This window comes from Streptomyces varsoviensis (assembly GCF_000718635.1).
Classification (GTDB): Bacteria; Actinomycetota; Actinomycetes; order Streptomycetales; family Streptomycetaceae; genus Streptomyces; species Streptomyces varsoviensis.
The window spans coordinates 12,512-39,388 of sequence record NZ_JOBF01000030.1; the positions used below are offsets into that span (position 1 = coordinate 12,512).

Here is a 26,877-nt window from a genome sequence, read left to right on the forward strand (position 1 = left end):
GTTCCGCTGATCGGCTTCGCTGATCGGATCGCTTGATCGATTTCTGGGCGGCCTCCCCCGCCGGGTAGACTCGTGGAGTTGCTCGGCGAGGGAGGCCGCATCCGTAAGGTGCGGCGGTCCGTTATCGACGCGCTCTTCGTAGCAGGTCTGTCGTGGGCCGGGTGACGCCCGCTGGATACATCTACTACGAGGAGTCACCATGGCTGAGGTCAAGCTGACCGCCGAGGTCCGTACCGAGTTCGGCAAGGGCGCCGCGCGCCGTGTGCGCCGCGAGGACAAGGTTCCCGGTGTCATCTACGGTCACGGCGGTGAGCCGAAGCACGTCGCGATCGACAGCCACGCTCTGATGATGGCGCTGAAGACCCCGAACGCGCTGCTGAACCTGGACATCGACGGCAAGAGCGAGCTGTGCATCCCGAAGGCCGTGCAGCGTGAGGCCATCCGCGGCTTCCTGGTCCACGTGGACTACCTGGCGGTCAAGAAGGGTGAGAAGGTCACCGTCGAGATCCCGATCCACACCGAGGGCGACCTGGCGCCGGGCGGCAACCTGCTGGAGCACATCCTCAACACGCTGCCGGTCGAGGCCGAGGCCACGCACATCCCGGAGTCGGTGACGGTCTCCATCGCGGGTCTGGACGCCGGTCACTCCGTGCTGGCGAAGGACATCACCCTGCCGGCCGGCAGCACGCTGGCCGTCGAGGAGGACACCGTGGTGCTCCAGGTCGTCGCGGCTCAGGCCGAGGCCGTCGAGGAGTCGGCCGAGGACGCCGAGGGCGCCGAGGCCTGAGCGGTCGCCTGGTGAGGGGCGCTTCGGGGCGTTCCTCGCGCCGGTAACCTCTTCCTTCAGCCGTCGTTCCGCGCCGTAGGCGCCGGGACGGCGGCTGAGTGGCTTCAAGGAGACATGCGGATGACGGATGCAGTGGGGCCCTGGCTGATCGTGGGGCTGGGCAATCCCGGCCAGGAGTACGCGGCCAATCGCCATAATGTGGGTTTCATGGTCGCGGATCTGCTCGCGGAGCGGATGCGGTCGAAGTTCAAGGCGCACAAGGCGCGGGCGCAGGTGGTGGAGGGGCGGATCGGTGCGCCGGGTCCGTCGAACCGTCGGGTGATCGTGGCGAAGCCGATGTCGTTCATGAATCTGTCGGGTGGTCCGGTGACCGCGCTGCGTGATTTCTACAAGGTGCCGGTGGAGCGGATCGTCGCGGTTCATGACGAGTTGGACATTGATTACGGGGCGCTGCGGCTGAAGTTGGGCGGTGGTGACAATGGGCACAACGGGTTGAAGTCGATGACGAAGTCGTTGGGGCCGGATTATCACCGGGTGCGGTTCGGGATCGGGCGTCCGCCGGGTCGTATGCAGGTGGCGGATTTCGTGTTGAAGGATTTCTCGTCGGCGGAGCGCAAGGAGCTGGACTATTTCGTGGACCGGGCGGCGGATGCGGTGGAGTCGCTGGTCGTGGATGGTCTGGAGCGGGCGCAGAGTACGTACAACTCTTGAGCGGGCGGGCGCGGCGTACGTACGACTCCTGAGCAGGCGGGCGCGGAGTACGTACGACTCCTGAGCGCTTTCATGGCGGCGGCCCCTCACCGATCCTTCGGTGGGGGGCCGCCGTCGTGTTGTGCGGAGGGTGGGGGTCAGCCGGTGTTGCGGAGGCCGGCGGCGACGCCGTTGACGGTCAGGAGGAGGGCGCGGCCGAGTACGGGGTCGGGTTCTTCGCCGCGGCCGGCGGCTTCGCGCTGGCGGTGCAGGAGGGTGACTTGGAGGTAGGAGATGGGGTCGAGGTAGGCGTCGCGGACGCGGAAGGTCTGGCGGAGTTCCGGGTTGGCGTCGAGGAGGTCGTTTTCGCCGGTGATGCGCAGGACTTCGCGGACGGTGAGTTCGTGTTCGGCTTCGATGGTGGCGAAGACGTGCTTGAGGTTGTCGGGTACGAGGGTGTCGACGTAGTGCCGGGCGATGCGCAGGTCGGTTTTGGCGAGGGTCATTTCGACGTTGGACAGGAAGTTCTGGAAGAAGTGCCAGTGTTCGTGCATTTCGTCGATGACGGTGTCGAGGCCGGCTTCGCGGGCGGCTTTGAGCCCTGAGCCGACGCCGTACCAGCCGGGGACGATCTGGCGGGATTGGGTCCAGCCGAAGACCCAGGGGATGGCGCGGAGTCCGTCGAGGCCGGCGCCGCTGTCGGGGCGTCGGGAGGGGCGGGAGCCGAGGTGGAGTTCGGCGAGTTGGTCGACGGGGGTGGAGGCGAAGAAGTAGGCGGGGAGGTCGGGGTCTTCGACGAGTCGGCGGTAGGCGGTGTGGGCGGCGTCGGAGACGGTGTCCATGGCCGCGTCCCAGCGGGCGAGGGCTTCTTGGGACTGGCGGGGGGCGGTGTGCAGGGCGGATGCCTGGAGGGTGGCGGCGACGGTGAGTTCGAGGTTTTCGCGGGCGAGGGAGGGGACGAGGTATTTGTCGGAGATGACCTCGCCTTGTTCGGTGACCTTGATTTCGCCTTCGAGGGTGCCCCAGGGCTGGGCGAGGATGGCGTCGTGGGTGGGGCCGCCGCCGCGGCCGACGGTGCCGCCGCGGCCGTGGAAGAGGCGGAGGCGGACGCCGTAGCGGTGGGCTACGTCGCGCAGTCGGCGTTGTGCGCGGTGGATTTCCCACTGGGAGGTGGTGATGCCGCCGAATTTGGAGGAGTCGGAGTAGCCGAGCATGACTTCCTGGACGTCGCCGCGGAGCGCTACGAGGCGTCGGTAGGAGGGGTCGGCGAGCATTTCGTCGAGGATGCGGTCGGCTTCTTTGAGTTCGTCGGTGGTTTCCAGGAGGGGGACGATGCCGATTTTGGCCCAGCCGGCGTGGAGGTCGAGGAGGCCGGCTTCGCGGGCGAGGACGGCGGCGGCGAAGACGTCGTCGGAGCCTTGGCACATGGAGATGATGTAGGACTCGATGACGTCGGGTCCGAAGCTTTCCATGGCTTTGTGGATGGTCTGGAAGACGCCGAGGGTTTTGGCGCCGGCGGCGTCGAGGGGGGCGGGGCTGGGGGCGAGGGGGCGGCGGGAGCGGAGTTCCTTGGCGAGGAGCTTGCGCCGGTAGTCGCGGGGCATGTCGGTGTAGCGCCAGGTTTCCTCGCCGAGTCGGTCGAAGAGCTGGCCGAGGGCGTGGTGGTGGGCGTCGGCGTGTTCGCGTACGTCCATGGTGGCGAGTTGGAGGCCGAAGGCGGCGAGGGTGCGGATGGCGCGTTCGAGGCGGCCGTCGGCGATGAGTTCGCCGCGGTGGGCGCGCAGGGAGTCCTGGAGGAGTTGGAGGTCGGCGAGGAGTTCGGGGGTGCCGAGGTAGTCGCGGCCGTTTTGGTGGGGTGCTCCGGCGGCGAGGCGTTCGCGGGTGTTGACGAGTTTCTGCCGGATGCAGGTGGCCTTGAGGCGGTAGGGCTCTTCGGCGTTGAGGCGCTTGTAGCGGGGGCTGATCTCGGGGAGGAGTTCGAGGTCGTGCTGGAGGGAGGTGAGGAGTTCTTCGGTGGCGCCGCAGTTGCGGATGGAGTTGGAGAGGGCGGCGCGGAGGTGGTCGAGGACGTCGAGGGCGTCGGTGATGCCGTGTTCGTGTTGGAGGAGGAGGACGTCCCAGGTGACTTGGGGGGTGACGTTGGGGTTGCCGTCGCGGTCGCCGCCGATCCAGGTGCCGAAGGTGAGGGGGCGGGTGGTGGCGGGGAGGGGGGCGCCGACGCGGGCGAGTTCGGCGGCGAGGTCTTCGAGGACGTCGCCGACGGCGTTGGTGTGGAGTTCGTCGAGGTAGTAGATGGCGTTGCGGGCTTCGTCGGCGGGTTCGGGGCGGACGACGCGGAGTTCGTCGGTCTGCCAGAGCAGGTCGATGTTCTCGGCGAGGCGCAGGTCGGTGCGGCGCTTGTCGTCGGCGGCGACGGTGTCGAGGAGTTCCGCGATGCGGCGGAGTTTGTTGAGTACGGAGCGGCGGGCGGCTTCGGTGGGGTGTGCGGTGAAGACGGGGCGGACGCCGAGGTTGTGGACGGTCTGCTTGAGGTGTTCGGGGTCGGCGTCCTTGAGCTGGTCGGCGGTGCGGGTGAGGATCGATCCTTCGGCGGCGCGGCGGGTGCGCAGCTCGCGGCCGCGGTGGACCTGCTCGGTGACGTTGGCGAGGTGGAAGTAGGTGGAGAAGGCCCGTACGAGCTTGGCGGCGGTGGGCAGGTCGGTGGCGCCGAGGAGGTCGGCGGCGGCTTCGCCGTCGGTGCGGGTGAGGGCTCGTACGCGTTCGACGAGGTCGAGGAGTTCGGGGCCTTCCTGGCGGACGAGGGTCTCGCCGAGGAGGTCGCCGAGGCGGCGGATGTCGGCGCGCAGGGCGGCGTTGGTCGCTTCGCCGTTGGTGGTGCCGGTGTCGTCGGTGGTGTCGGTGACGGCGCCGTAGGCGGCGGGACGGGTGTTGTCGGCACTGCTCACGGGGGCGGCTCCTTGCAGTGTTCTGAGCACGTCTGGAGAGGTTGCGGACCGCGCTGTCCGACCGCGACCCAGGATAGGTGGCCGCGACGCGCTGTCATCCACAGCCCTATTGCCCGATACGCGAGCCCTGCCATACTTACGTAGCCGTAGGTTACGGAACCGTAGCCGTGTGTCGAACCCCCATGAGGGATGCCATGACTGCAAGCCCCGACGTGATCGAAGACGCGCCGAAGGCCCAGGACCCGATGCCCGCCTCTGCCACTCTCGGTGGCGACGACAAGCGGTCGATCGAGCAGATCGCGCTGTTGCTGTTCATCACGGTGCCGTTCGTGGCGTTGGTCGCCGCGGTGCCCTTGGCGTGGGGGTGGGGGGTGTCGTGGCTGGATCTGGGGTTGCTGGTGGTGATGTATTACATCGGCTGCCATGGCATCACGATCGGTTTTCACCGCTATTTCACGCATGGTGCGTTCAAGGCGAAGCGGCCGTTGCGGATCGTGCTGGCGGTGATGGGGTCGTTGGCGGTCGAGGGGCCGTTGGTGCGCTGGGTGGCGGATCACCGCCGGCATCACCGGTTCTCGGACGCGGAGGGGGATCCGCATTCGCCGTGGCGGTTCGGTGAGTCGGTGCCGGCGTTGTTGAAGGGCCTGTGGTGGGCCCATATCGGCTGGATGTTCGATGAGGAGCAGACGCCGCAGCACAAGTACGCGCCGGATCTGATCAAGGACCCGGCGATCCGTCGGATCTCGCGCCAGTTCGTGCTGTGGACGGTGGTCTCGCTGCTGATTCCGCCGCTGGTCGGCGGTCTGGTGACGTGGTCGTGGGCGGGGGCCGCGACGGCGTTCTTCTGGGGTTCGCTGGTGCGGGTGGCGCTGCTGCACCACGTGACGTGGTCGATCAATTCGATCTGTCACGCGGTGGGTAAGCGGCCGTTCAAGTCGCGGGACCGGTCGGGCAATGTGTGGTGGCTGGCGGTGCTGTCGTGCGGCGAGTCGTGGCACAACCTGCATCACGCGGACCCGACGAGCGCGCGGCACGGTGTGATGCGGGGGCAGGTGGATTCCAGTGCCCGGCTGATCCGCTGGTGCGAGCGGGCGGGGTGGGCGTATGACGTGCGCTGGCCGGACGCGGCCCGTATCGCGTCGCGCCGCAAGCCGGCCGAGACGGGCGCGGACGGCGCCGGCCGGTCCGGCGGGTCCGCTGGTGAGCCGCCGCGTGGTGATGGTGACGGCGGGGGCGATGGCGGGGGCGCCGGGCCCGGCGGGGCGGCGGGGAAGGGCAGTGCCGCGCAGGCGGCATGATTGAGGCGTGGCGATCGACAGCAGCACGAGCAATGGCAAGGACCGGACCCCCGCGCCGGGGGCCCGCCGCACTCGCCGTGTCCGGATGACCGGCAAGGAGCGGCGCGAGCAGTTGCTGGACGTCGGCCGCACGCTCTTCGCCGAGCGGGGGTTCGAGGGCACGTCGGTGGAGGAGATCGCGGCGAAGGCCGGGGTCTCCAAGCCGGTGGTGTACGAGCACTTCGGCGGCAAGGAGGGGCTGTACGCGGTGGTGGTGGACCGGGAGATGCGGCAGCTCCTGGACATGGTGACGGGGGCGCTGACGGCGGGCCATCCGCGTGAGCTGCTGGAGCAGGCGGCGTTCGCGCTGCTGGATTACATCGAGTCGTATACGGACGGTTTCCGGATTCTGGTGCGGGATTCGCCGGTGGCGCAGTCGACGGGCACGTTCGCGTCGCTGATCAGTGATATCGCCACACAGGTCGAGGACATTCTGGGGCTGGAGTTCAAGGCCCGGGGGTTCGACGCGAAGCTGGCGCCGCTGTACGCGCAGGCGCTGGTGGGCATGGTGGCGCTGACGGGTCAATGGTGGCTGGATGTGCGCAAGCCGAAGAAGGCTGAGGTGGCGGCGCATCTGGTGAATCTGGCGTGGCACGGTCTGGATGGTTTGGAGCCGAAGCCCCGGCTGATAGGCCATCGCCGGGCGTGACGCGCGCCCGGCCGCCGCGCGCTGACGGCACGGCCTGTCCCGGTGCCGCCTGGCCGCCGCGCGCTGGCGGCACGGCCCATCCCGGTGCCGCCCGGCTGCCGGGCGTCGGCGGGCGGTACGGCCCGTCCCGGTACCGCCCGGCCGCCGCGCCGTCGGTGCCAGGTGCAAAGGAGCCCGGACGCTACGGGCCGTAGCGTCCGGGCGGTGTGGTGTCGCCCCGCCTGGCGGGGTCAGGTGAGGGGTTCGAGGAATTCCAGGCGGTTGCCCGCCGGGTCCTGGGAGTAGAAGCGCCGGTGGCCCGGCAGGTTCTCGTCCCACTTGACCTGGGCGCCGTGCTGGGCGAGCCGGGCGGCGTAGCTCTCGATGTGCTGGACGCGCAGGCCCGGATGGGCCTTGTGGGCGGGCTTGAAGTCCGTTTCGACGCCGATGTGGAGCTGGGCGTCGCCGGAGGCGAACCAGCAGCCGCCGTGTGGGGCGAGGGCCGGCGGTTTGGGGGTCTCCGTCATGCCGAGGATGTCCACGTAGTAGGTCCGGAGCTGGTCCTCGCTGCCGGGCGGCGCGGCGAGCTGGACGTGGTCGAGTGCGGTGATCACTGCGGGTTCCCGGCGAGGCTGCGGGCGACGACGAAGATGCGGCGGAAGGGGAAGACGGTGCCGTGCGGGCCGGTGGGGTAGGCCTTGCGGAGGAGGTCGCGGTATTCGGCGAGGAATTCCTCGATGGCTTCGTCGTCGCCTTCCAGGGCGGTCAGTACGGGCCGCAGCGCGGTGCCCTTGACCCAGTCGAGTACGGGGTCGGCGCCGGTGAGGAGCTGGACGTAGGTGGTCTCCCAGGCGTCGACCTCGCAGCCGAGGCCGGTGAGCCGTTCGAGGTAGTCGGCGGGGTCGAGGATGTGGACGAAGCGGCGGCCGTGGCCGTCGAGGCGTCGGCGCCAGTGGGGGGTGTCGCAGAGTTCGCCGAGTATGGCGTGGCTGGGCGAGGTGAAGTTGCCGGGGACCTGGAAGGCGAGGGTGCCGCCGGGGTGGAGGGCGTCGACCCAGGTTTCGAGGGAGTCGGGGTGGTTGGGCACCCATTGGAGGGCGGCGTTGGAGACGATCAGGTCGTAGGGCTCGTCGGGGACCCAGTCGGCGGCGTCCGCGGGGGCGAAGTCGAGGTGTCCGCCGCCGGGGGTGGGGCCTTCGCGGGTGGCGGCTTCGGCGAGCATCTCGGCGGAGTTGTCGAGGCCGGTGATGTGGGCGTCGGGCCAGCGGTCGGCGAGCAGCGCGGTGACGTTGCCGGGGCCGCAGCCGAGGTCGGCGATGCGGGCGGGGCGGCCGGCGGCGGGGAGGGCTGGTATGCGGGCGAGGAGATCGTGGAAGGGGCGGGTCCGGTGGCTGGCGTGGCGGAGGTACTGCTGCGGATCCCAGGTTGGTGCGCGGTGCATGTTCGAGCCCCCTTGCAGGTACGGACGGTTCGAAGCGGGACGGCGCTTCCCGCGAACGATGCCCAGCTTCCCCGCAAATATATCTTGATGTCAAGAGACTTCATGTCGACAGACCCTTTACACTGATCGCTATGGAGGACGAGGTCGATCGACTGGTCGCAGCATGGCGCCGCGAGCGCCCGGACCTCGACGTGGAACCGCTGGAGGTGCTCAGCCGCGTCTCCAGACTCGCGCGCCATCTCGACCGGGCGCGCCGGATCGCCTTCTCCGAGCATCAACTGGAGCCCTGGGAGTTCGACGTCCTGACCTCGCTGCGGCGCGCCGGGGCCCCGTACCAGCTCTCCCCCGGCCAGTTGCTCACCCAGACGCTGGTCACCTCGGGCACGATGACCAACCGCATCGACCGGCTCGCCAAGAAGGGCCTCGTCGAGCGGCTGCCGGACCCCAGCGACCGGCGCGGCGTGCTGGTCCGGCTCACCCCCGAGGGGCGCGACCGGGCGGACCAGGCGCTCGCCGGGCTGCTCGCGCAGGAGCGCGCGATCCTCGTCGAACTGTCCCGGCCGCAGCGCCGTGAACTGGCCGACCTGCTACGCCAACTGACCGCCCCGTTCGACAACATCCCCGGCTAGGTCCACCGGGCCCACCCCGGCGCGGCGGGCCAGCGCCACGGCGGCGAGCGTGGAGTGCACGCCGAGCTTGCCCAGCACGTTCTGCATGTGCGTACGGACCGTGTGCGGGGAGAGGTAGAGCCGCTCGGCGACCGCCTTGCGGCCGAGCCCCGCGACCATGCAGCGCAGCACCTCGCGCTCGCGCGGGGTCAGCGACTCGACCAGCCGCTCGCTCTCCGTGCGGTGCTTGCGGGCGGCCGTCAGCTCCCGCAGCACGCCGGTCAGCAGCGCGGGCGGCAGGTGCGTCTCGTCCCGCAGGACGCCCCGGATGACGGCGAGCAGCCGGGAGAGCGAGCAGTCCTTGGCGACCCAGCCGGAGGCCCCGGCCTGGAGCGCCGCCGCCGCCCGGCGCGCGTCGTCCCGCTCGGCGAGCACCACGGTCCGTACGGCCGGCTGCCCGGAGCGGACGCCCGCCACCAGCGAGATGCCGTCCACGGCGCTGTCCGCGGCGTCCCGGCCCTGGAGGTGCGCGGGGCCCGGTACGCGCGCGACATCGCTGGTCGCGGCGCCGAGGTCGGCGTCGACGAGGAGCACGTCGAAGCGGCGGCCCTCCGCGGCGGCGCGCTCCAGTGAGCGCAGCGCCGCCGGCCCGCTGCCCGCGGCCGCGACCTCCACGTCCTGCTCGGCCGCGAGCGCTGCGGCGAGGGACTCGGCGAAGATGCGGTGGTCGTCGACCACCAGTACCCGAATACGTGCCACAGCCACCCCCATGTCAGACAGGCCAGATGTCGGTGGATCGCGGAGAAACCAGTGCGGGTACGGCGCCCGGTTCAGGGGTCGCCACCGCCGCACGGCCGCCGCCGTGCTGTGACGTCTACCCGCCCCCGGGCGTCGTACCTGCCTGTCTCGCCCCCTGATCGGCGTCGGCCCCCACCGACGCTGTGCATCAGAGTACGGCGGGGGTACGACAACGGAAGGCGATTCACAAAACTGCCCGCTCCCCGTGTTCACGGTGTGTTTCCTGTGCGGTCCTGGGGCGGTTCAGGGCGCAGAACGACGCGAATTGATCCGTTCCCGAGGCCAAAAGGCTTCCGAAGCAAGCGAGTTGGAGCACAGCGCACGCGGAGGGGCTCGGTCAGGCGACGCGTCGCGCGCCCCCGCTGGGCACCGCCGGGAAGACGCGCGGCGCGCGGTATCCGGCTGTCGCGAAGGCGTCGCGCACGGCCTTGGTGACCGCCTCCGCGTCGCTCTCGGCGGCCAGGACGACGGCGGAGCCGCCGAAGCCGCCGCCGGTCATCCGGGCGCCGAGCGCGCCCGCGTCGCACGCGGCCTCGACGACCAGGTCCAACTCGGCGCAGGAGACGCCGAGATCGTCGCGGAGGGAGGCGTGGCCGGCGCTCAGGACGGGGCCGACGGCGCGGGCGTATCCGGCGTCGAGGAGGGCGATGACTTGCTCGACGCGGTGGTCCTCGGTCACGACGTGGCGTACGTAGCGGCGGATCGTGTCGTCGTCCAATTGGTCGAGGGCGTTGGGCAGTTGCTCGTAGGGCACATCGCGCAGCGCGCGTACGCCGAGCGCCCGCGCGCCCGCCTCGCAGCCGGCGCGCCGTCGCGCGTACGCGCCGTCTCCCAGTTCGTGTTTGACGCGGGTGTCCACGACGAGGAGGGTCAGCCCGTGGGCCGCCAAATCGAACGGTACGTGGCGCTGGGTGAGGTCGCGGGTGTCGAGGTACAGGGCGTGGCCCTCGGCGCAGCAGGCGGCGGCCATCTGGTCCATGATCCCGCAGGGGACGCCGACGAAGTCGTTCTCGGCGTGCTGGGCGATGCGGGCGAGCCGCGGCGCTTCGATGCCCAGCCCGTACAGGTCGTCGAGGGCGAGCGCGGTGGCGACTTCGAGGGCGGCGGAGGAGGAGAGGCCGGCGCCGGTGGGCACGGTGGACTCGTAGTGCAGGTCCGCGCCGGGCAGGGGGTGGCCGGCCTCGCGCAGGGCCCACAGGACGCCGGCGGGGTAGGCGGCCCAGCCGCCGCCGTCCCCGCCTGTGGTGCGGGCCGGTGCGAGGTCGTCGGTGCGCAGTTCGACGACTTTGCCGTCGCCGTCGGCGGAGTGCAGGCGCAGCACGCCGTCGGTGCGCGGCGAGGCGGCCGCGTGGGTGGTGTGCGGGAGCGCGAGCGGCATCACGAAGCCGTCGTTGAAGTCGGTGTACTCGCCGATCAGGTTGACCCGGCCGGGGGCCGCCCAGACGCCGGTGGGCGGGGTTCCGTACACCTCGGCGAAGGCCGTGGCCGCGCGCTCGGCACTCACTGCTGTCGTTCCTCCTGCTGTGGTGCGGCGCTCTGGGCGAAGGCCCAGGCGTCCGCGACGATGTCGGTGAGGGCGGCGCGGGCGGGGCGCCAGCCGAGGCGCTGCTTGGCGCGTTCGGCGGAGGCGACGAGGACGGCGGGGTCGCCGGCCCGGCGCGGGGCGGTGTGCTGGGGGATGGGGCGGCCGGTGACCTGGCGGACGGTGTCGATGACTTCGTGGACGGAGAAGCCGTTGCCGTTGCCGAGGTTGCACACGAGGTGTTCGCCGGCCTTGGCGGCGGCGAGGGCGAGGAGGTGGGCGTCGGCGAGGTCGGCGACGTGGATGTAGTCGCGGACGCAGGTGCCGTCGGGGGTGGGGTAGTCGTCGCCGTAGACGGAGATCGACTCGCGCCTGCCCTGGGCGACTTGGAGGATGAGGGGGATGAGGTGGGATTCGGGGTCGTGGCGTTCGCCCTGGGCTCCGTGGGCGCCGGCGACGTTGAAGTAGCGCAGGGAGACGGCGGCGAGGCCGTGGGCGGCGCATTCGCCGCTGATCATGTGGTCGACGGCGAGTTTCGTGGCGCCGTAGGGGTTGGTGGGGGCGGTGGGGGCGTCCTCGGTGATGGGGACGGTGGCGGGTTCGCCGTAGACGGCGGCGGTGGAGGAGAAGACGAGGGTGCGGACGTCGGCGGCGCGCATGGCGGCGAGCAGTTCGGTGGTGCCGCCGACGTTGTTGCGCCAGTACTTGTCGGGGTCGGTGACGGACTCGCCGACCTGGGAGTACGCGGCGAAGTGCAGGACGGCGTCGAAGGTGGGGTCGAGGTGGTCGGCGGCGGACTGGATGCGGCCCTCGATGAACTCGGCGCCGGCGGGGACGCCTTCGCGGTGTCCGGTGGAGAGGTCGTCGAGGACGGTCACCCGGTGCCCGGCCTCCAGCAGATGGGCCGCGACGACGCTTCCGACATAGCCCGCTCCGCCTGTGACCAGGTATTTGCTGCTCACTTACCCGCTACCTCCCGCAGTCGCTCGGCCGCTCGTTCCGGCGGCACGTCGTTGATGAACACATTCATGCCGGATTCGGAACCCGCGAGGAACTTCAGCTTGCCGGAAGTGCGGCGGATGGTGAAAAGCTCCAGATGGAGGGCGAAGTCGGCGCGGTCCGGGGCGGTGAGGGGCGCCTGGTGCCAGGCCGCGATGTACGGCGTGGGGGGCTCCGCCTCGCCGAAGATCCGGTCGAAGCGCCGCAAGACTTCCAGATAGACCTGTGGGAACTCGGTGCGCGCGGCGTCGTCGAGGGCGAGGAGGTCGGGGACGCGCCGCTTGGGGTAGAGGTGGACCTCGTACGGCCAGTGGGCGGCGTACGGGACGAAGGCGGTCCAGTGCTCGGCGTCGAGGACGATGCGGCGGCCGTCGGCGTGTTCGTCGGCGAGGACGTCGTCGAAGAGGTTGCGGCCGCCGGTGGTCTCGCGGTGCGCGGCGAGGGAGGCGAGCATCCGTTCGGTGCGGGGGGTGGTGAAGGGGTAGGCGTAGATCTGGCCGTGCGGGTGGCCGAGGGTGACGCCGATCTCGGCGCCGCGGTTCTCGAAGCAGAAGACCTGTTCGACGCCGGGGAGCTGGGAGAGTTCGGCGGTGCGGTCGGTCCAGGCGTCGAGGACGAGGGCGGCCTGTTCCTCGGTGAGGTCGGCGAAGGACGCGTCGTGGTCGGAGGTGAAGCAGACGACCTCGCAGCGGCCGGAGTCGCCGGCCAGGGAGGGGAAGCGGTTCTCGAAGACGGCGACGTCGTAGTCGGCGGCGGGGATCTCGGTGTGTTTGCCGTCGCGGGAGGGGCAGAGCGGGCAGGCGTCGGCCGGCGGGTGGTAGGTGCGGCCCTGGCGGTGGGAGGCGACGGCGACACAGTCGCCGAGGAGCGGGTCGCGGCGGATCTCGGAGGTGGTGGAGATGGGGTCGAGGGGTCGTTGGTCGACGGCGTCGCGGACCGCGTCGTCGCGCGCGTCGTAGTAGATGAGCTCCCTGCCGTCCGCGAGTCGGGTCGCCGTCTTCTTCACCTGGCTGCTCCTCGCCCTGTCCGTGCGCATGGCCGCTGCCGCGACCTAACAAACATAACCAAACATAATGAACCACGAGCCAACAGCGCCGTCAACATCACAATCCAACAAAGACACCCAACAGAAGTGTTCATTTTCGGACCGGCTGAGCGTACGTTGCTGTGCGATCCGCGCAGCCCCCGTGTCACCCCAACCCCCGTGCCACCCGAAAAGAGCACCCCATGCAGAATCTGGCCGAAGGGCTTCGGCTCCCCACCAACGGGCTCGACTACGCCATCCTCGGGATCTACTTCGCCGTCGTCCTCGGCATCGGATTCGCGGCCCGGCGCTCCGTGAAGACCAGCCTCGACTTCTTCCTCTCCGGCCGCTCACTGCCCGCCTGGGTCACCGGCCTCGCCTTCGTCGCCGCCAACCTCGGCGCCACCGAGATCCTGGGCATGGCGGCCAACGGCGCGCAGTACGGCGCGTACACCGTGCACTGGTACTGGATCGGCGCGATCCCCGCCATGGTCTTCCTCGGCCTGGTGATGATGCCGTTCTACTACGGCTCGAAGGTGCGCTCCGTCCCCGAATTCCTGCTGCACCGCTTCGGGCCGTCCTCGCACCTGCTCTCCTCGATCATCTTCGCCGTATCGTCCGTGCTGATCGCGGGCGTCAACCTGTACGCGATGGCGATCGTGCTGCAGGCGCTGCTCGGCTGGCCGCAGTGGGTCGCCATCGTCGTCGCCGGATTCTTCGTCCTCGCCTACATCACCCTCGGCGGGCTCTCCTCCGCGATCTACAACGAGGTCCTCCAGTTCTTCGTGATCCTCGCCGCCCTGATCCCGCTGACCATCGTCGGCCTCAAGCGGGTCGGCGGCTGGAACGGGCTCACCGACTCGCTCTCCGGCTCGCACGGCGACGCTTTCCTCACCGCGTGGAAGGGCACCGGCATCGGCGAGTCCAACCCGCTGGGCGCCAACTGGCTGACCATCGTCCTGGGGCTCGGCTTCGTCATGAGCTTCGGCTACTGGACCACCAACTTCGCCGAGGTGCAGCGCGCGCTGTCCGCGAAGAACCTCAGCGCCGCCAAGCGCACCCCGCTCATCGCCGCCTTCCCCAAGATCTTCATCCCGCTGGTCGTCGTCGTCCCCGGCCTGATCGCCCTGGTCATGGAGCCCTCGCTCGGCAAGGCCGGCAAGGACGGGCTCCAATACAACGACGCCATCCCGGTCCTCATGCGCGACCTGCTGCCCAACGGCGTCCTCGGCATCGCCGTCACCGGGCTCCTCGCCGCCTTCATGGCGGGCATGGCCGCCAACGTGTCGTCCTTCAACACCGTCTTCACCAACGACATCTGGGCCGCGTACCTGAAGAAGAACCGCGAGGACGCCTACTACCTGAAGACCGGCCGCTGGGTCACGGCCGTCGGCGTGCTGATCGGCATGGGCACCGCGTTCATCGCCTCCTCCTTCAGCAACATCATGAACTACCTCCAGACCCTGTTCTCCTTCTTCAACGTGCCGCTGTTCGTCGTCTTCATCATCGGCATGTTCTGGAAGCGCACCACGGCCGCGGCCGGGTTCTGGGGGCTCCTGTCGGGCACCGTCGCGGCGATGGTCAACTACTTCTGGTTCTACAAGCAGGGCGTCATCACCATCCCCTCCGACCAGGGCGCCAACTTCGTCTCCTCCATCGTCGCGTTCGTCGTCGGCGCCGCCGTGATGGTCGTCGTCACGATGTTCACCAAGTCCAAGTCCGCCGAGTCGCTGGCCGGCCTGGTCTACGGCACCCGCTCTCCCGGCATGACGGAGCTGCCCGGCGAGGGCGACGACGCCTGGTACCGCAGGCCCGCGCTGCTCGGCTGGGGCGCGATCGTGCTCGCCGCCGCCTGCTACGTCCCGTTCTCCTTCTAGCGCCGGGCAGCGCACCAGCGGCACCGCGCGCATCATGAGCACCGACCACCAGCCCCGACGGACCGAGCGAAAGAAGCACGCACCATGAGCGACTACCAGCGCGAAGTCGAAGAACTGGAGCGCGAGTCCACCACCGCCGCGCGCCTCTTCGACGTACGGCGCATCATCGGCGGCCTCTTCGTGGTCTACGGCGTCATCGTCACCATCGCCGGGATCACCGCCTCCGACGCCGACATCAAGAAGGCCCAGGACATCAACATCAACCTCTGGACGGGCCTGGGCATGCTCGTCCTCGGCCTCCTCTTCCTGATCTGGCTCAAGCTGCGGCCGACCGTGCCGCCCGCGCCCGACGAGCCCGCGGACGACCAGGGCTGACCGCGGCCCGAGGCCACCGCCCCGACAAGACGGCCGAGCCGGGACGGCCAGCGGCGGAGTCAGGACGGCCGCGCCGCGCCCGGCTCCGCCGCGTGGTTCGACGCGCTGGTCGCGGCGCGGTCCAGCAGCCCCGTACGGGCCGCCAGCGCCGCCGCCTCCAGCCGGGACGTCACGCCCAGCTTCATCAGCACCCGCTGTACGTGCGTACGGGCCGTGCTCGGGGCGATGCCCATGCCCGCCGCGATCAGCCGGGTGTCCTCCCCCTCCGCCACCCGCATCAGCACCTCCACCTCGCGCGGCGTCAGCATGTGCAGCAGCCGCGCGCCCTCGTCGTCCGGCTGCGCCGCCGGATTGAGCAGCTCGGCGAAGGCGTTCTGCAGGAGCTGCGGTTCGATCGCGGACTCCCCGGCGCGCGCCTTCACCATGGCCCGCTCGACGCCCTCGATGCGCTCGTTGTGCCGTACGTAGCCGGACGCGCCGGCCGCGAAGGCCGCCGCGATGCCGTGCGGGCTCGGCACCGGACCGAGCACCACCACCGCGACCTGCGGCCGCTCGCGCTTGATCCGTACCACCGGCTCGAACACGCCCGGCTCGGCGGGCGTCGCCGTGCCCAGCAGACAGACCTCCGGCGCCCTGCTCACCACCAGCTCGGCCGCCCCGGCGCTCGGAGCCGCCGCGGCCAGCACCCTGTGCCCGCGCAATTTCAACGCCGAAGCGAGCGCCTCGGCCAGCAGACGGTGATCGTCGACCACCATGAGCCGCACGCCCATGACCTACCCCCCTGTCCCCCCAAGAGACCTACGTACCGGCCCTTCCGGCCTTGTCAGGCTCCCTCCCCTGGTCGTTTGCGTACGTCTCCCTGAGCCCCTTGCCCCCGGAAGCTACACGCTCGCCCGCCATCGCGCGCCCCCTACCGGCGAGAAGTCCCCCGGAATGCCGAAATCCCGCCGCATCTCGCGTAGTTCGCGGTCGGAGTGGAACGTTCCAGCACGTCCGCGGCCCCGTCCGTACGGGCGTACGAGCGGGGCCGGGGCGCGGGCCGCCGGGCCGGGGCCGCGGGTGCGGCGGCCGGTCCGGCACGGGTTCAACTGCCGCCGAAGATCAGCAGCGTGTACGTCTTGCCGCTGTGCGAGGAACGCGGCTTGTCGGCGTAGTGGTTGCCGAGGAAGAGCCGCCCCTGAGCGTACAGACCCTCCTGGTAGTCCGGCGAGAGCGCGTTCTCCGCCTCGTGCGTGGCCGCCGGGTTCCTCAGCAGCACGTCCTTGCCGTACGTCGCGGGGTCGATGCGCACCACCGAGCCGCCCGACTGGTACGTCGGGAGCTGGTAGGCGATGACGTGGCCGTCCTCGCCCATCGACAGGGGCAGCAGCAGGGAGCCGGGCGTGCCCTCCGCCTTGCCCTTGGACCGGCCGCTGGCCAGATCGAAGCCGACGACCTCGTTGACCTCGCCCGAGACGGTGGACTTGCCGCTCGTGTGCTCCTTGGTCGGCAGGTACAGGGTGTCCTTGGAGACCGCGAGCTTGACGCAGCCCTCGACGTTCGTCGCGTCGCACTTCGGCGTGTAGACGCCGCCCTGCGTCGAGATCTTGCTGCGCAGCCGGCCGGCCTTGGCGCTGTCGTCGACGGCCATGAAGTCGGAGACGCCGTTGCCCGCCGAGCCCGCCGCGTCGAGGCCGACGACCAGCGGGTCGGTGGAGGCGATGTGCGCCCAACTGATGCCGGAGGGCACCCGGAACGCCGACTTCACCGCGCCCGTCGCCGGGTTCAGCGTCTGGACCTCCAGGGACGGCCGGTTGTACGCGCCGCAGCGCCGCACCGCGACGAGCTTGTCGCCGCCCCCGTAACCGGCGTCCTTGCAGGAGTCGCCGCTCTTGGGCTTCCACAGCTCCTTGCCGCCGTCCAGGGACCAGGCGGCGCCGCCGGACGTGCCGCCCGCGGCGACGGTGCCGCCGCCGACGGTGACCTCGTCGAAGCGGATGTCCTCGTCGCCGAGCTTGGCGGTGTGCTGCCACAGCTTCTTGCCGGCGTTGAGGTCGATCGCGGCGACCTGGTCGCAGCTCGGGTACTTCTTCTCAGGGGTCGGCCGGGCGTTCTTGAAGAGCACCGCGGTCTTGCCGTCGGCCGTGGTCCGCTGGGACGCCCAGCAGATCTCCCCGTCGAGCGGGACCTCCCACTTGCGGCCGCCGGAGAGCCCGTACCCGACCAGCTTGTAGACGTCGGACTTGACGACGTACTTGTCGGTCGCCCAGAGGCCCTTGGTCGTGACGAGGTCGGGGACGCGCTCCTGCTCCTTGCCGAAGAGCAGCTTGCCGTCGACGGTCTCGGGCTTCGCCCCGCCGCCGCCGTCCTTCCCGTCCTTGTCCCGGTCGCCCTTCTCGTCGGACTTGGCCAGGCTCTTCCCGTCCTTCCCGCCGTCGTCCTTCGTGGCGAACCAGACGCCGCCGCCGATGGCGAGGGCGAGCACCACGACCGCGCTGACGATGACGGTCAGGCGCTGCTTGGACCTGCCGCCGCCGGGCGCTCCGCCGGGGAACCGCGCGGGCGGCGGCGGGTACGCGCCGTAGGGCTGCTGCCCGTACGGACCGGGCTGCCCCTGCCCTTGCTGCGGTCCGGGCCCCGTGCCGTACGGCTGGGTCGGAAAGTCCTGCGGCCCCGGCTGCGCCGGGTAGCCGTAACCGGGCGGCGGGGGCGGCGTACCAGGAGGCAGGGGCGGCGGAGGGGGCGGCGCCTGCGGATAGCCGTAGCCGGGCTGCCCCTGCGGTGGCTGCTGGGGCGGCTGCGGCGGCTGGGCGGGCGGATAGCCGTACGAGGGGTCCTGCGGCGGGCCGAAGCCGCCCTTCGGCGGCTCGTTCGGCGGTTGGGGCGGCTGGGACATCAGCGTTCCTCTTTACGCGGGCCCGCGGCGCCGATCCGTCTCCCCCGCACTCCCGGTGGCCGGATATCGACTGAATATCCACCGGGAAGGAGCGAACCGGGCGCGAAACCCGCCAGTCGATGACAGACGAGCGGACATTCTTTCTACCACCCGCCCCCGACACCCCACCGCCCAACAAAGCCCCCCACAACCACCTGAGACCACCCCGTGACAGACCCGTCCCCCCCACCTCGCCCCACAGCCCCACCGAACGTTTTGCGACAACGCGCCGGGGTGCATGGGCGGATCGCGCGGCGCCCGGAGGCTGCCCGGCCGCCCCTCAGGACAACGCGCGCTCCAGCGTCGCCCGTTGCTCCGCGACCCATTCCCGGGCGGCCCGGATCTCCCGCGTCGCGCCCGCCGCGCGCAGCCGGACCATCGCGGGGTCACCGGCGGCCGCGCCCGCCTCGATGCCGCGCAGGCTCCTGTCCTGCCACCACCGGACCGTGGCCACGAGTTCGCCGCGCGCCCGCCCGTCCAGGCCGTAGGCGTCTGCGATCAGCCGCATCCGGCGGGCCGCTTCGGCGACGTCCGGCGTCCGCGGGCCGAGGTCGAGGTACTGCCAGCAGACATGGGCGACGTCGTGGCTCCGCTCGCCGGGCGCGGCCAGGTCCCAGTCGAGGAAGGCGACCGGGCGCAGGACCCCGCCGACGGCGCGGTAGACGGTGTTCTTGGGGGCGAGGTCGTTGTGGCACACGACGGCACGGTCGCCGGCCAGGGCGGTACCCGCCGTCAGGTCGTGGAATTCCCGGACGAGCCGGGCGACCCGCACCAGGCTCTCGTCGGCGTGCACGGCGGCGGGCTGCCGGGGCGCCGGCTCCCAGGCGACGTGGCCGTCGAGGTGGCCGAGGGTTTCCCGGCCCTCGTCGTCCACGCCGAGCCAGGGCGGGGCGCCCGTCCAGCCGCGCGCCTCCAGCAGCGTCAGCAGCTCCGCCACGAACGGCGTGTTCGCCGAGGCGGTGCGGCGTACGGTGTCGCCCACCCGCACCACCTCGCGCACGGCCCCGCCGGGCAGGGGCTCCTCGGTCATCCCGTTCGCGCCGCGCGGCCGGTCAGGCGTCTTCGGCCAGTTCCAGCCAGCGCATTTCCAATTCGTCGCGTTCGGCGGCGAGTTCGCGGAGTTCGGCGTCGAGGCCGGCGACCTTTTCGAAGTCGGTGGCGTGGTCGGCGATCTGGGTGTGGAGTCTGGACTCGGAGTCGCTGATGCGGTCGAGGCGGCGCTCGATCTTCTGGAGTTCCTTTTTGGCGGCGCGGGCGTCGACGGACGGCTTCTGCTTGGCGGGGGGCGGGGCGGCGGCGGGGGTGGCGGCGTCGATGACGCGTTGGCGGCGCTCCAGGTATTCGTCGAGGCCGCGCGGCAGCATGCGCAGCGTGGCGTCGCCGAGGAGGGCGAAGACGCGGTCGGTGGTGCGCTCGATGAAGTAGCGGTCGTGGCTGATGACGATCATCGAGCCGGGCCAGCCGTCGAGCAGGTCCTCCAACTGGGTCAGGGTCTCGATGTCGAGGTCGTTGGTGGGCTCGTCGAGGAAGAGGACGTTGGGCTCGTCCATCAGCAGCCGCAGGATCTGCAGGCGGCGGCGTTCACCGCCGGAGAGGTCGCCTACGGGCGTCCACTGCTTCTCCTTGGTGAAGCCGAACTTCTCGCAGAGCTGCCCGGCCGTCATCTCCCGGCCCTTGCCGAGGTCGACGCGGTCGCGCACCTGCTGGACGGCCTCCAGCACGCGCTTGGCCGGGTCGAGTTCGGCGACCTCCTGGGAGAGGTAGGCCAGCTTCACGGTCTTGCCGACGACGATCTTGCCGGCGGCGGGCTGCTCGTCGCCGTCCGTGCGGGCGGCCCGTTCGAGGGCGCGGAGCAGCGAGGTCTTGCCGGCGCCGTTGACGCCGACCAGGCCGATCCGGTCGCCGGGGCCGAGCTGCCAGGTGAGGTGCTCGATCAGCGTCTTCGGGCCGGCCTGTACGGTCACGTCCTCCAGGTCGAAGACGGTCTTGCCGAGCCGGCTGCTGGCGAACTTCATCAGCTCGGCGTCGTCGCGCGGCGGCGGCACGTCGGCGATCAGCTCGTTGGCCGCCTCGATGCGGAAGCGCGGCTTGCTGGTGCGGGCCGGGGCGCCGCGGCGCAGCCAGGCCAGTTCCTTGCGCATCAGGTTCTGCCGCTTGGTCTCCTCCGTCGCGGCGATCCGTTCGCGTTCGGCGCGGGCGAAGACGTAGTCGGAGTAGCCGCCCTCGTACTCGTAGACGTCGCCGCGCTGCACGTCCCACATGCGGGTGGCGACCTGGTCGAGGAACCAGCGGTCGTGGGTGACGACGACGAGCGCGGAGCGCCGCGCCCGCAGGTGGCCGGCCAGCCAGGAGATGCCCTCGACGTCGAGGTGGTTGGTGGGCTCGTCGAGGACGATGAGGTCCTGTTCGGCGATGAGAAGCTTGGCCAGGGCGATGCGGCGGCGCTCGCCGCCGGAGAGCGGGCCGATGACGGTGTCCAGGCCCTGCCCGAAGCCGGGCAGGTCGAGGCCGCCGAACAGGCCGGTCAGCACGTCGCGGATCTTGGCGTCGCCGGCCCACTCGTGGTCGGCGAGGTCGCCGATGACCTCGTGCCGGATGGTGGCGGCGGGGTCGAGCGAGTCGTGCTGGGTGAGGACGCCGAGGCGCAGGTCGCCGGTCTGGGTGACGCGGCCGGTGTCGGGTTCCTCCAGCTTGGCGAGGATGCGGATGAGGGTGGTCTTGCCGTCGCCGTTGCGGCCGACCACGCCGATCCGGTCGCCCTCGTTGACGCCGAGGGAGACGCCGTCGAGCAGCGCACGCGTGCCGTACACCTTGCCGACGGCTTCCAGATTGACCAGGTTGGCTGCCACTGCCATCTCACTCCCGCTGCTCGGATCGACCGGCTTCCCAGCGTAATCGCCCGCGGGGGCACCCCCCGACCCGCCTGGGGGCCGCTGCCCTTCAGGAGGGTCGCGGCCGTCAGCGGCGCGGCGTCCGCGCGGGACCGCCGGCCCTCTCGACCAGGAACCAGCCCGCGACGGCGGCGAGGACGGCCACCGGGGCGGAGACGCGGACGGCGACGAGCAGGGCGGTGCGGCCTTCCAGGAGGCCGCCGAAGCCGACCATGGACAGGCCGAGGACGCCGAAGAGGCAGAGGGTGACGCCGAGGGCGGCCAGGGGGCCGGAGGCCGGACCCGGGGCGGAGAGGCCGCGGGCGGCGGGCGGGCGTTCCACGCGCCGGAAGGCGGCGACGAGCAGCGCCGTGACGGCGGCGGCGACCGCGAGCCGCGGGGGGACCTGGGCCCACCACGCGCCGCTCGCGGGTGCGGGCAGCGGTACGCGCAGGGCGATGAGGGCCCCGTACACGCCGAGCATCGCGGTGAGGTGCCACAGGAACGCCGTCATCGCGACGCCGTTGGCGGCGATCACGCCGCGCCATACGCGGGGGCGGGCCAGCAGCCGCCCGGCCGGGCCGCGCAGCAGCTCGACGGCGCCGACGAGCCACAGGCCGTGGCAGAGCAGCGCCAGCGTCGGCGGGGCCATGTTGCTGATCTTCTCGCCGGGCATGCCGACCATGGACAGCGGGTACGGGCCGGCGGCGACGAGGGCGACGGCGCCCGCGAGCCCGGTGAGGGCCAGCGCCGCCGGCACCCGCGGGCCGCGCGCCGCGAGGCGGCCGTCGGCGCGCAGGAAGCCGAGCTGGTGGACGGCGAGCCAGACGAAGGCGAAGTTCAGGAACTCCACATACGGCACGCCGAGGGCGAAGCGCAGGACGTCGACGGCGGCGGCCGCCGCGACGAGGGCGGCGAACGCGCCCCAGCCGTAGCGTTCGTTCAGGCGCAGCAGCGGCGGGGTGAAGGCGACCATCGCGAGGTAGATGCCGATGAACCAGAGGGGCTGTGCGACGAGCCGGGCGGCGAGGCCGGTCAGCGAGCCGTCCGCGCCGAGGAGTTGGACGGCGAGCGCGCCCGCGCCCCAGACGCCGATGAAGACCATGGTGGGGCGGAGCAGCCGCTGGAGGCGGGCGCGCAGGAAGGCGGCGTAGAGGGAGCCGCCGGGTGCGGCGCGGCGGGCGAGGGAGCGGTAGGACAGGGCGTGCGAGAAGCCGCCGACGAAGAAGAAGACGGGCATGATCTGGAGCAGCCAGGTCAGCGGCTGGAGCCCGGGTTCGACGGCGAGCAGGTTGCCCACCTGGGCCGCGCCGTTGCCGTCGACGGTGACGGCGGCCATCAGCCAGTGGCCGAGGACGACCGTGCCGAGCGAGGCGACGCGGAGCAGGTCGATGTAGCGGTCGCGGCCGCTGGGCGTGGCCTCGGCGAGTGCGCGTACGCCCGTGCGGTCCGCGGCCGGTTCCCGTGGGGTCCTGCGGGTTCTCATACGGGCACGATCGCCCGGCAGGGGGCCCGTACGGCACGGTGCGGGTACTCAAGTCGGCTGAGTACCCGTACTCACCGCGGGGCCGAGGCCGGCGTCTCAGCCGGTGCGCAGCACGGTGGCGCCCGGCGCGGGGCCGGTGGCGACGCGCGCCGTGCGGCAGGTGCCGGAGGCCAGCAGGGCGTCGGCGACCGTACGGGCCTCGGTGGCGTCCTTGGCCAGGAACGCGGTGGTCGGTCCGGAGCCGGAGACCAGTGCGGCCAGGGCGCCGGCGGCCGTGCCCGCGGCGAGGGTGGCGGCGAGGGAGGGGCGCAGCGAGACGGCGGCGGGCTGGAGGTCGTTGCTGACGGCCGCCGCCAGGGCGGCGGGGTCGCCGTCGCGGAGGGCGTCGAGGAGGGCCGGGGACGGGTCGGGGTCGGCGGGGAGGTCGGCGGTCGTGGCGCCCGTACCGGACGCTTCGCGGAGCCGGTCGCACTCGCCGTAGACGGCGGGCGTGGACAGGCCGCCGTCCGCGACGGCGAAGGCCCAGTGGAACGCGCCGCCGACGTCGAGGGGGGTGAGGAGTTCGCCGCGGCCGCGGCCGAGCGCGGCGCCGCCGAGCAGGCTGAAGGGCACGTCGCTGCCCAGCTCGGCGCAGATGCCGAGGAGTTCGGCCCGGTCCGCGCCCGTTCCCCACAGGGCGTCGCAGGCGGCGAGGGCGCCCGCGGCGTCCGCGCTGCCGCCGGCCATGCCGCCGGCGACGGGGATGTCCTTGGCGATGTGGATATGGACGTCGGGCTCGCGCCCGTGGCGCCGGGCGAGGGCGGTCGCGGCGCGGGCGGCCAGGTTGGTGGCGTCCAGGGGCACGTGGTGGGTGTCGGGGCCGGAGCAGGTGACGCGCAGGGCGTCGGCGGGCGTCACCGTGATCTCGTCGTAGAGGCCGACGGCGAGGAAGACGTTGGCGAGGCCGTGGAAGCCGTCGGGCCTGCGCCCGCCGACGGCGAGCTGCACGTTGACCTTGGCGGGGACGCGCACGGTGACGCCGGGGCCGGGGGCCGGGCGGGCGGGGGTGTTCATCGGTCGCCCTCCGGGTCGGCGTCGGCGGTGGTGTCGGCGGTGGCTGTGGCGGGTGCGGCGGGTGCGGCGTATGTGCGGCTGCCCGTCCAGGCGCCGTCCGAGCCGGTCGCCGCGGGCTTCTGTTCGGCGATGGCGATGAACTCCTCGATGGTGAGGGATTCGCCGCGGGCCCGCGGGGAGACGCCCGCGGCGAGCAGGGCCGCCTCGGCGGCTGCGGCGGAGCCGGCCCAGCCGGCGAGGGCGGCGCGCAGCGTCTTGCGGCGCTGGGCGAAGGCGGCGTCGACGACGGCGAAGACATCGCGCTGGGCGGCGCCGGTCTCGCGCGGCTCGGGGTGGCGGACCAGGGAGACGAGGCCGGAGTCGACGTTGGGGGCGGGCCAGAAGACGTTGCGGCCGATGGCGCCGGCGCGCTTGACGTCGGCGTACCAGGCGGCTTTCACGGAGGGCACGCCGTACACCTTGGAGCCGGGCCGCGCGGCGAGCCGGTCGGCGACCTCGGCCTGGACCATGACGAGGGTCCGTTCGATGGTCGGGAACGTGGCGAGCATGTGCAGCAGCACCGGCACGGCGACGTTGTAGGGGAGGTTGGCGACGAGCGCGGTCGGCGCGGGGCCGGGCAGTTCGGTGACGCGCATGGCGTCGGAGTGGACGAGCTCGAAGCGGTCGGCGCGCTCGGGGAGGCGCGCCGCGACCGTGGTGGGGAGCGCCGCGGCCAGCACGTCGTCGATCTCGACGGCGGTGACCCGGTCGGCGGCCTCCAGCAGGGCCAGGGTCAGGGACCCGAGCCCGGGGCCGACCTCGACGACGACGTCGTCGGGGCGGACGCCGGCGGCCCGGACGATCCGGCGGACGGTGTTGGCGTCGATGACGAAGTTCTGGCCGCGCTGCTTCGTGGGGCGGACGCCCAGTTCGGCGGCGAGTCGGCGGATGTCGGCGGGGCCCAGGAGGGGGCCGGGATCGTCTGGGGTGGGGCTGGAGCTCACCCCTTGAGTTTACGGCCGCATACGGGCCAGGGACTCGCCCCCCGGCTGATGTAGAGCTTCTTGGCCCGGTAGGTCTGTTCGTCGGCGGGGGCGTCCTGCGGCCGTCCCTTGCCGCCGAGCGAGTGCCAGGTGCGGGTGTCGAACTGGTAGAGGCCGCCGTAGGTGCCGGAGGGGTCGACGGCGTCGGGCCGGCCGCCCGCCTCGCACTGGGCGAGGCCGCGCCAGTCGAGGCCATCGGCCCCGGCGACGCCTTTGGGCTGGGGTTTGGTGCCGACCCGCACGATCTGGGCGCGGGACGCCCGGAGGGTCTCCGTGCGGATCTTCCGCGGCTTCTGCCGGACGCCGTTGACGCTGCGCAGCTCGTAGGTGACGCGCCGGACGCCCTGCCGGCCGGGCTCCTCGACGGTCTCGGTGCCCTTGAAGAGCGTCGGGTCCTCGCGCCGCTCCGTGGCGAAGGGGATGGGCTCCTCGCGCGCCTCCTCGCCGCCGGTGATGCGCAGCACGGAGATGGTCTGGCCGTCGCGCGGGAAGCTGTCGGGGGGCACGGAGGTGGCGTCCTGGCCGCGCAGGGTGATGCCGGCCGCCTGGAGGGCCTCGCGGACGGTGGCCGCGTTGGTGACGACGGTGTGCTCGCGGCCGTCGGCCATGAAGGTGACGGTGCGCTCGGTGCGTACGGCCAGGTCGAGGCCGCCGCGGGCGATGGCGCGCGACCCGGCGACGGAGAGGTGGGCGCCCTCGGCGCGCACCCCGAGCTGGCGCAGCGCCCCGGCGACGGTGCGGGCGGTGGTCCAGACCCGGCGGCGCTCGCCGTCCACGTCGAGGCTCAGCGGCCGGCCGTAGCGGATGGTGATGTCGTCGCCGGTGACGAGCCCGTGGTCGCGGCCGGGCGCGACCTCGTCGTGGGCGCCGAGGGGCACGCCCTGCTCGGCGAGGAGTTCGTCGACGTCGTCGGCGAAGGTGTGCAGGGTGCGGGGCGCGCCGTCGACGTCGATCCGTACGGCCTTGTCGCTGGCGACGAAAGCGGAGGTGCCGCCGGCGAGGAAGGCGACGACGAGGGCGCGGGGCACGAGGCGGAGCAGCCCCTGGGGGCGGTCGGCGGAGCGCTTGCGGCGGCGGGCGGCGCGGCGCTGGGCGGCCCGCCCGCCGCCGCCCGCGCCGGGGAGGGCGGGCCCCGGGTCGGCGGCGGGCGGCTCGTACGGGCCCGGGTGCGGGGCGGCGTACGGGTTGTCGTACGGGCCGGGGTGCGGCGCGGTCCACTGCGCGTACGGGTCCGGGTGCGGGGTTTCGTACGGGCCGGGGCCCTGGGGCTCGGGGGTCCCCGGGCCGCCGCCGGGTCCGGCGTGGCCGTGGGGCTCCTCGTGCCACTGCGGCCAGTGCTGTCCGTAGGCGGCCGCGCCCGCCGACTGCCGGGGCAGGTACGGCTCGGAGGGGCGGGCGGGGGGTTCGGCGCCGCGGTACGCGGCTCGGTGGCTGCCCTGTGCTTGACTCACGCGACGCTCCACTGGGTCCGACCGCTGGTCCGGCTCCCGGCCCGGCTCCAGTCCCGGCTCTGGCGGGGAATCTAGCGGAGCGCCGCGTCACTCACCAAAGTCGGCCGGTCACACAGTGTGGCGCGGTCACTGCGGGTAGCCGAAGGCGCGGGCGGTGTTCCGGGCCACGGCGGCGGCGAGGTCGCCCTCGTGCACGCCCTTGACGGCGGCCATGGCACGGAGCGTGACGGGGATGAGGTACGGGGCGTTCGGGCGGCCCCGGTAGGGCATGGGGGTCAGGAACGGCGCGTCCGTCTCGACGAGGATCAGCTCCTCGGGGGCGACGGCGAGGGCGTCGCGCAGTGGCTGCGCGTTCTTGAAGGTGACGTTCCCCGCGAAGGACATGTAGTACCCGGCCGCCGTGCAGACCTTGGCCATCTCGGCGTCGCCGGAGTAGCAGTGGAAGACGACGGTGTCGGGGGCGCCTTCCTCGTCGAGGACGCGCAGCACGTCGGCATGGGCCTCGCGGTCGTGGATGACGAGGGCCTTGCCGTGGCGCTTGGCGATGTCGATGTGGTGGCGGAAGGAACGTTCCTGGGCGGCCCTGCCCTCGGGCCCGGTGCGGAAGTGGTCGAGGCCGGTCTCGCCGACGCCGCGTACGTGCGGGAGGGCGGCGAGCCGGTCGATCTCGGCGAGGGCGGCGTCCAGGGCCGCGTCGCCGCCCGCCTCCCGGGCGCCCTGGCGGGACCAGCCGTCGGGGTCGCCGAGGACGATGCGGGGCGCCTCGTTGGGGTGCAGCGCCACGGTCGCGTGGACGTTCTCGTGGGCGGCGGCGGTCTCGGCGGCCCAGCGGGACCCGGCCAGGTCGCAGCCCACCTGGATCACGGTCCGTACGCCGACGGACGCGGCCTTGGCCAGGGCCTCCTCGACGGTGCCCCGCTGCATGTCCAGATGGGTGTGCGAGTCGGCGACGGGCACGTCGAGGGGGGCCGGGAGCGGCGGCGGGACGTCCTGATCCTTGCGGTCGCCGCTCTGCTTGCCGTTCTTCGCTGGTGTTGCCGCCATGATCGT

The 26,877-nt window shown here is 72.1% G+C and carries 23 protein-coding genes; 7 read left to right on the top strand and 16 right to left on the bottom strand.

Annotated elements, in window-relative coordinates; genetic code table 11:
- Positions 1 to 199: 199 nt before the first annotated feature.
- Positions 200 to 787, top strand: a complete 588-nt coding sequence (locus IF55_RS31305) for a 50S ribosomal protein L25/general stress protein Ctc (protein ID WP_030888418.1) — start codon at positions 200 to 202, stop codon at positions 785 to 787.
- A gap of 120 nt (positions 788 to 907) precedes the next feature.
- Positions 908 to 1,498 (top strand): aminoacyl-tRNA hydrolase, encoded by a 591-nt coding sequence (gene pth / locus IF55_RS31310; protein ID WP_030888421.1) that lies wholly within the window; start codon positions 908 to 910, stop codon positions 1,496 to 1,498.
- Between the two features lie 137 nt (positions 1,499 to 1,635).
- On the opposite strand, the gene ppc is transcribed toward pth, so the two are convergent.
- Positions 1,636 to 4,323, bottom strand: coding sequence for a phosphoenolpyruvate carboxylase (gene ppc, locus IF55_RS31315; protein ID WP_048832876.1), 2,688 nt, complete (start codon positions 4,321 to 4,323; stop codon positions 1,636 to 1,638).
- A gap of 293 nt (positions 4,324 to 4,616) precedes the next feature.
- Between ppc and IF55_RS31320 the strand changes: the two genes are divergently transcribed.
- Positions 4,617 to 5,720, top strand: coding sequence for an acyl-CoA desaturase (locus IF55_RS31320; RefSeq protein ID WP_211270065.1), 1,104 nt, complete (start codon positions 4,617 to 4,619; stop codon positions 5,718 to 5,720).
- Positions 5,721 to 5,727: 7 nt separating this feature from the next.
- A complete protein-coding gene (locus IF55_RS31325) occupies positions 5,728 to 6,408 on the top strand; it encodes a TetR/AcrR family transcriptional regulator (RefSeq protein WP_030888427.1) in 681 nt (226 codons plus the stop codon).
- 230 nt (positions 6,409 to 6,638) lie between these two features.
- Here the strand turns inward: IF55_RS31325 and IF55_RS31330 are convergent, their stop codons facing one another.
- Together IF55_RS31330 and IF55_RS31335 are read right to left on the bottom strand one after the other, a co-directional pair.
- Positions 6,639 to 7,001, bottom strand: coding sequence for a VOC family protein (locus IF55_RS31330; RefSeq protein WP_030888430.1), 363 nt, complete (start codon positions 6,999 to 7,001; stop codon positions 6,639 to 6,641).
- A complete protein-coding gene (locus IF55_RS31335; protein ID WP_030888433.1) occupies positions 6,998 to 7,828 on the bottom strand; it encodes a trans-aconitate 2-methyltransferase in 831 nt (276 codons plus the stop codon). Before IF55_RS31335 ends, IF55_RS31330 begins: the two co-directional genes overlap by 4 nt.
- A 131-nt stretch (positions 7,829 to 7,959) precedes the next feature.
- Between IF55_RS31335 and IF55_RS31340 the strand changes: the two genes are divergently transcribed.
- Positions 7,960 to 8,457, top strand: coding sequence for a MarR family winged helix-turn-helix transcriptional regulator (locus IF55_RS31340; RefSeq protein WP_030888435.1), 498 nt, complete (start codon positions 7,960 to 7,962; stop codon positions 8,455 to 8,457).
- Here IF55_RS31340 and IF55_RS31345 read toward each other — a convergent pair.
- From IF55_RS31345 to galT, 4 genes are all read right to left on the bottom strand, one after another.
- Entirely contained in the window at positions 8,416 to 9,195 is a 780-nt protein-coding gene (locus tag IF55_RS31345; protein ID WP_030888437.1) for a response regulator transcription factor, read from the bottom strand. The genes IF55_RS31340 and IF55_RS31345 overlap by 42 nt on opposite strands.
- 376 nt (positions 9,196 to 9,571) lie before the next feature.
- On the bottom strand, positions 9,572 to 10,738 hold the full coding sequence (gene galK, locus IF55_RS31350; protein ID WP_030888440.1) for a galactokinase: 1,167 nt from the start codon (positions 10,736 to 10,738) through the stop codon (positions 9,572 to 9,574).
- Positions 10,735 to 11,718 carry a UDP-glucose 4-epimerase GalE gene (galE, locus tag IF55_RS31355; RefSeq protein ID WP_030888443.1) on the bottom strand — a complete coding sequence of 328 codons (984 nt, stop codon included), beginning with the start codon at positions 11,716 to 11,718 and terminating at the stop codon, positions 10,735 to 10,737. Before galE ends, galK begins: the two co-directional genes overlap by 4 nt.
- Positions 11,715 to 12,761 (bottom strand): galactose-1-phosphate uridylyltransferase, encoded by a 1,047-nt coding sequence (gene galT, locus IF55_RS31360; protein ID WP_030888446.1) that lies wholly within the window; start codon positions 12,759 to 12,761, stop codon positions 11,715 to 11,717. The genes galE and galT overlap by 4 nt, the downstream gene beginning before the upstream one ends.
- A gap of 221 nt (positions 12,762 to 12,982) precedes the next feature.
- On the opposite strand from galT, the gene IF55_RS31365 reads away from it, so the two are divergent.
- Positions 12,983 to 14,656, top strand: a complete 1,674-nt coding sequence (locus IF55_RS31365; RefSeq protein WP_030888448.1) for a sodium:solute symporter family protein — start codon at positions 12,983 to 12,985, stop codon at positions 14,654 to 14,656.
- An 84-nt stretch (positions 14,657 to 14,740) separates the two neighbouring features.
- A complete protein-coding gene (locus tag IF55_RS31370) occupies positions 14,741 to 15,031 on the top strand; it encodes a hypothetical protein (protein WP_030888451.1) in 291 nt (96 codons plus the stop codon).
- Positions 15,032 to 15,090: 59 nt separating this feature from the next.
- Here IF55_RS31370 and IF55_RS31375 read toward each other — a convergent pair whose 3' ends face one another.
- The 9 genes from IF55_RS31375 to IF55_RS31415 all read right to left on the bottom strand — a co-directional run bounded on the left by IF55_RS31375 (position 15,091) and on the right by IF55_RS31415 (position 26,871).
- Positions 15,091 to 15,801, bottom strand: coding sequence for a response regulator transcription factor (locus tag IF55_RS31375; protein ID WP_030888454.1), 711 nt, complete (start codon positions 15,799 to 15,801; stop codon positions 15,091 to 15,093).
- Between the two features lie 314 nt (positions 15,802 to 16,115).
- On the bottom strand, positions 16,116 to 17,906 hold the full coding sequence (locus IF55_RS31380) for a flagellar basal body-associated FliL family protein (protein WP_030888457.1): 1,791 nt from the start codon (positions 17,904 to 17,906) through the stop codon (positions 16,116 to 16,118).
- A 319-nt stretch (positions 17,907 to 18,225) separates the two neighbouring features.
- Positions 18,226 to 18,975: a phosphotransferase family protein gene (locus IF55_RS31385; RefSeq protein ID WP_030888459.1), complete on the bottom strand. Its 750-nt coding sequence runs from the start codon at positions 18,973 to 18,975 to the stop codon at positions 18,226 to 18,228.
- Between the two features lie 22 nt (positions 18,976 to 18,997).
- Positions 18,998 to 20,794, bottom strand: coding sequence for an ABC-F family ATP-binding cassette domain-containing protein (locus tag IF55_RS31390; RefSeq protein WP_030888462.1), 1,797 nt, complete (start codon positions 20,792 to 20,794; stop codon positions 18,998 to 19,000).
- Between the two features lie 109 nt (positions 20,795 to 20,903).
- Positions 20,904 to 22,301 carry an acyltransferase family protein gene (locus IF55_RS31395; protein WP_048832863.1) on the bottom strand — a complete coding sequence of 466 codons (1,398 nt, stop codon included), beginning with the start codon at positions 22,299 to 22,301 and terminating at the stop codon, positions 20,904 to 20,906.
- Positions 22,302 to 22,397: 96 nt separating this feature from the next.
- Complete coding sequence (locus IF55_RS31400; protein WP_048832864.1) at positions 22,398 to 23,354, bottom strand: 4-(cytidine 5'-diphospho)-2-C-methyl-D-erythritol kinase; 957 nt, start codon at positions 23,352 to 23,354, stop codon at positions 22,398 to 22,400.
- A complete protein-coding gene (gene rsmA / locus IF55_RS31405; RefSeq protein ID WP_078645575.1) occupies positions 23,351 to 24,337 on the bottom strand; it encodes a 16S rRNA (adenine(1518)-N(6)/adenine(1519)-N(6))-dimethyltransferase RsmA in 987 nt (328 codons plus the stop codon). The genes IF55_RS31400 and rsmA overlap by 4 nt, the downstream gene beginning before the upstream one ends.
- Positions 24,334 to 25,827, bottom strand: a complete 1,494-nt coding sequence (locus IF55_RS31410; protein WP_030888473.1) for a resuscitation-promoting factor — start codon at positions 25,825 to 25,827, stop codon at positions 24,334 to 24,336. Before IF55_RS31410 ends, rsmA begins: the two co-directional genes overlap by 4 nt.
- 126 nt (positions 25,828 to 25,953) lie before the next feature.
- Positions 25,954 to 26,871 (bottom strand): TatD family hydrolase, encoded by a 918-nt coding sequence (locus IF55_RS31415; RefSeq protein WP_037966516.1) that lies wholly within the window; start codon positions 26,869 to 26,871, stop codon positions 25,954 to 25,956.
- Positions 26,872 to 26,877: the final 6 nt, after the last annotated feature.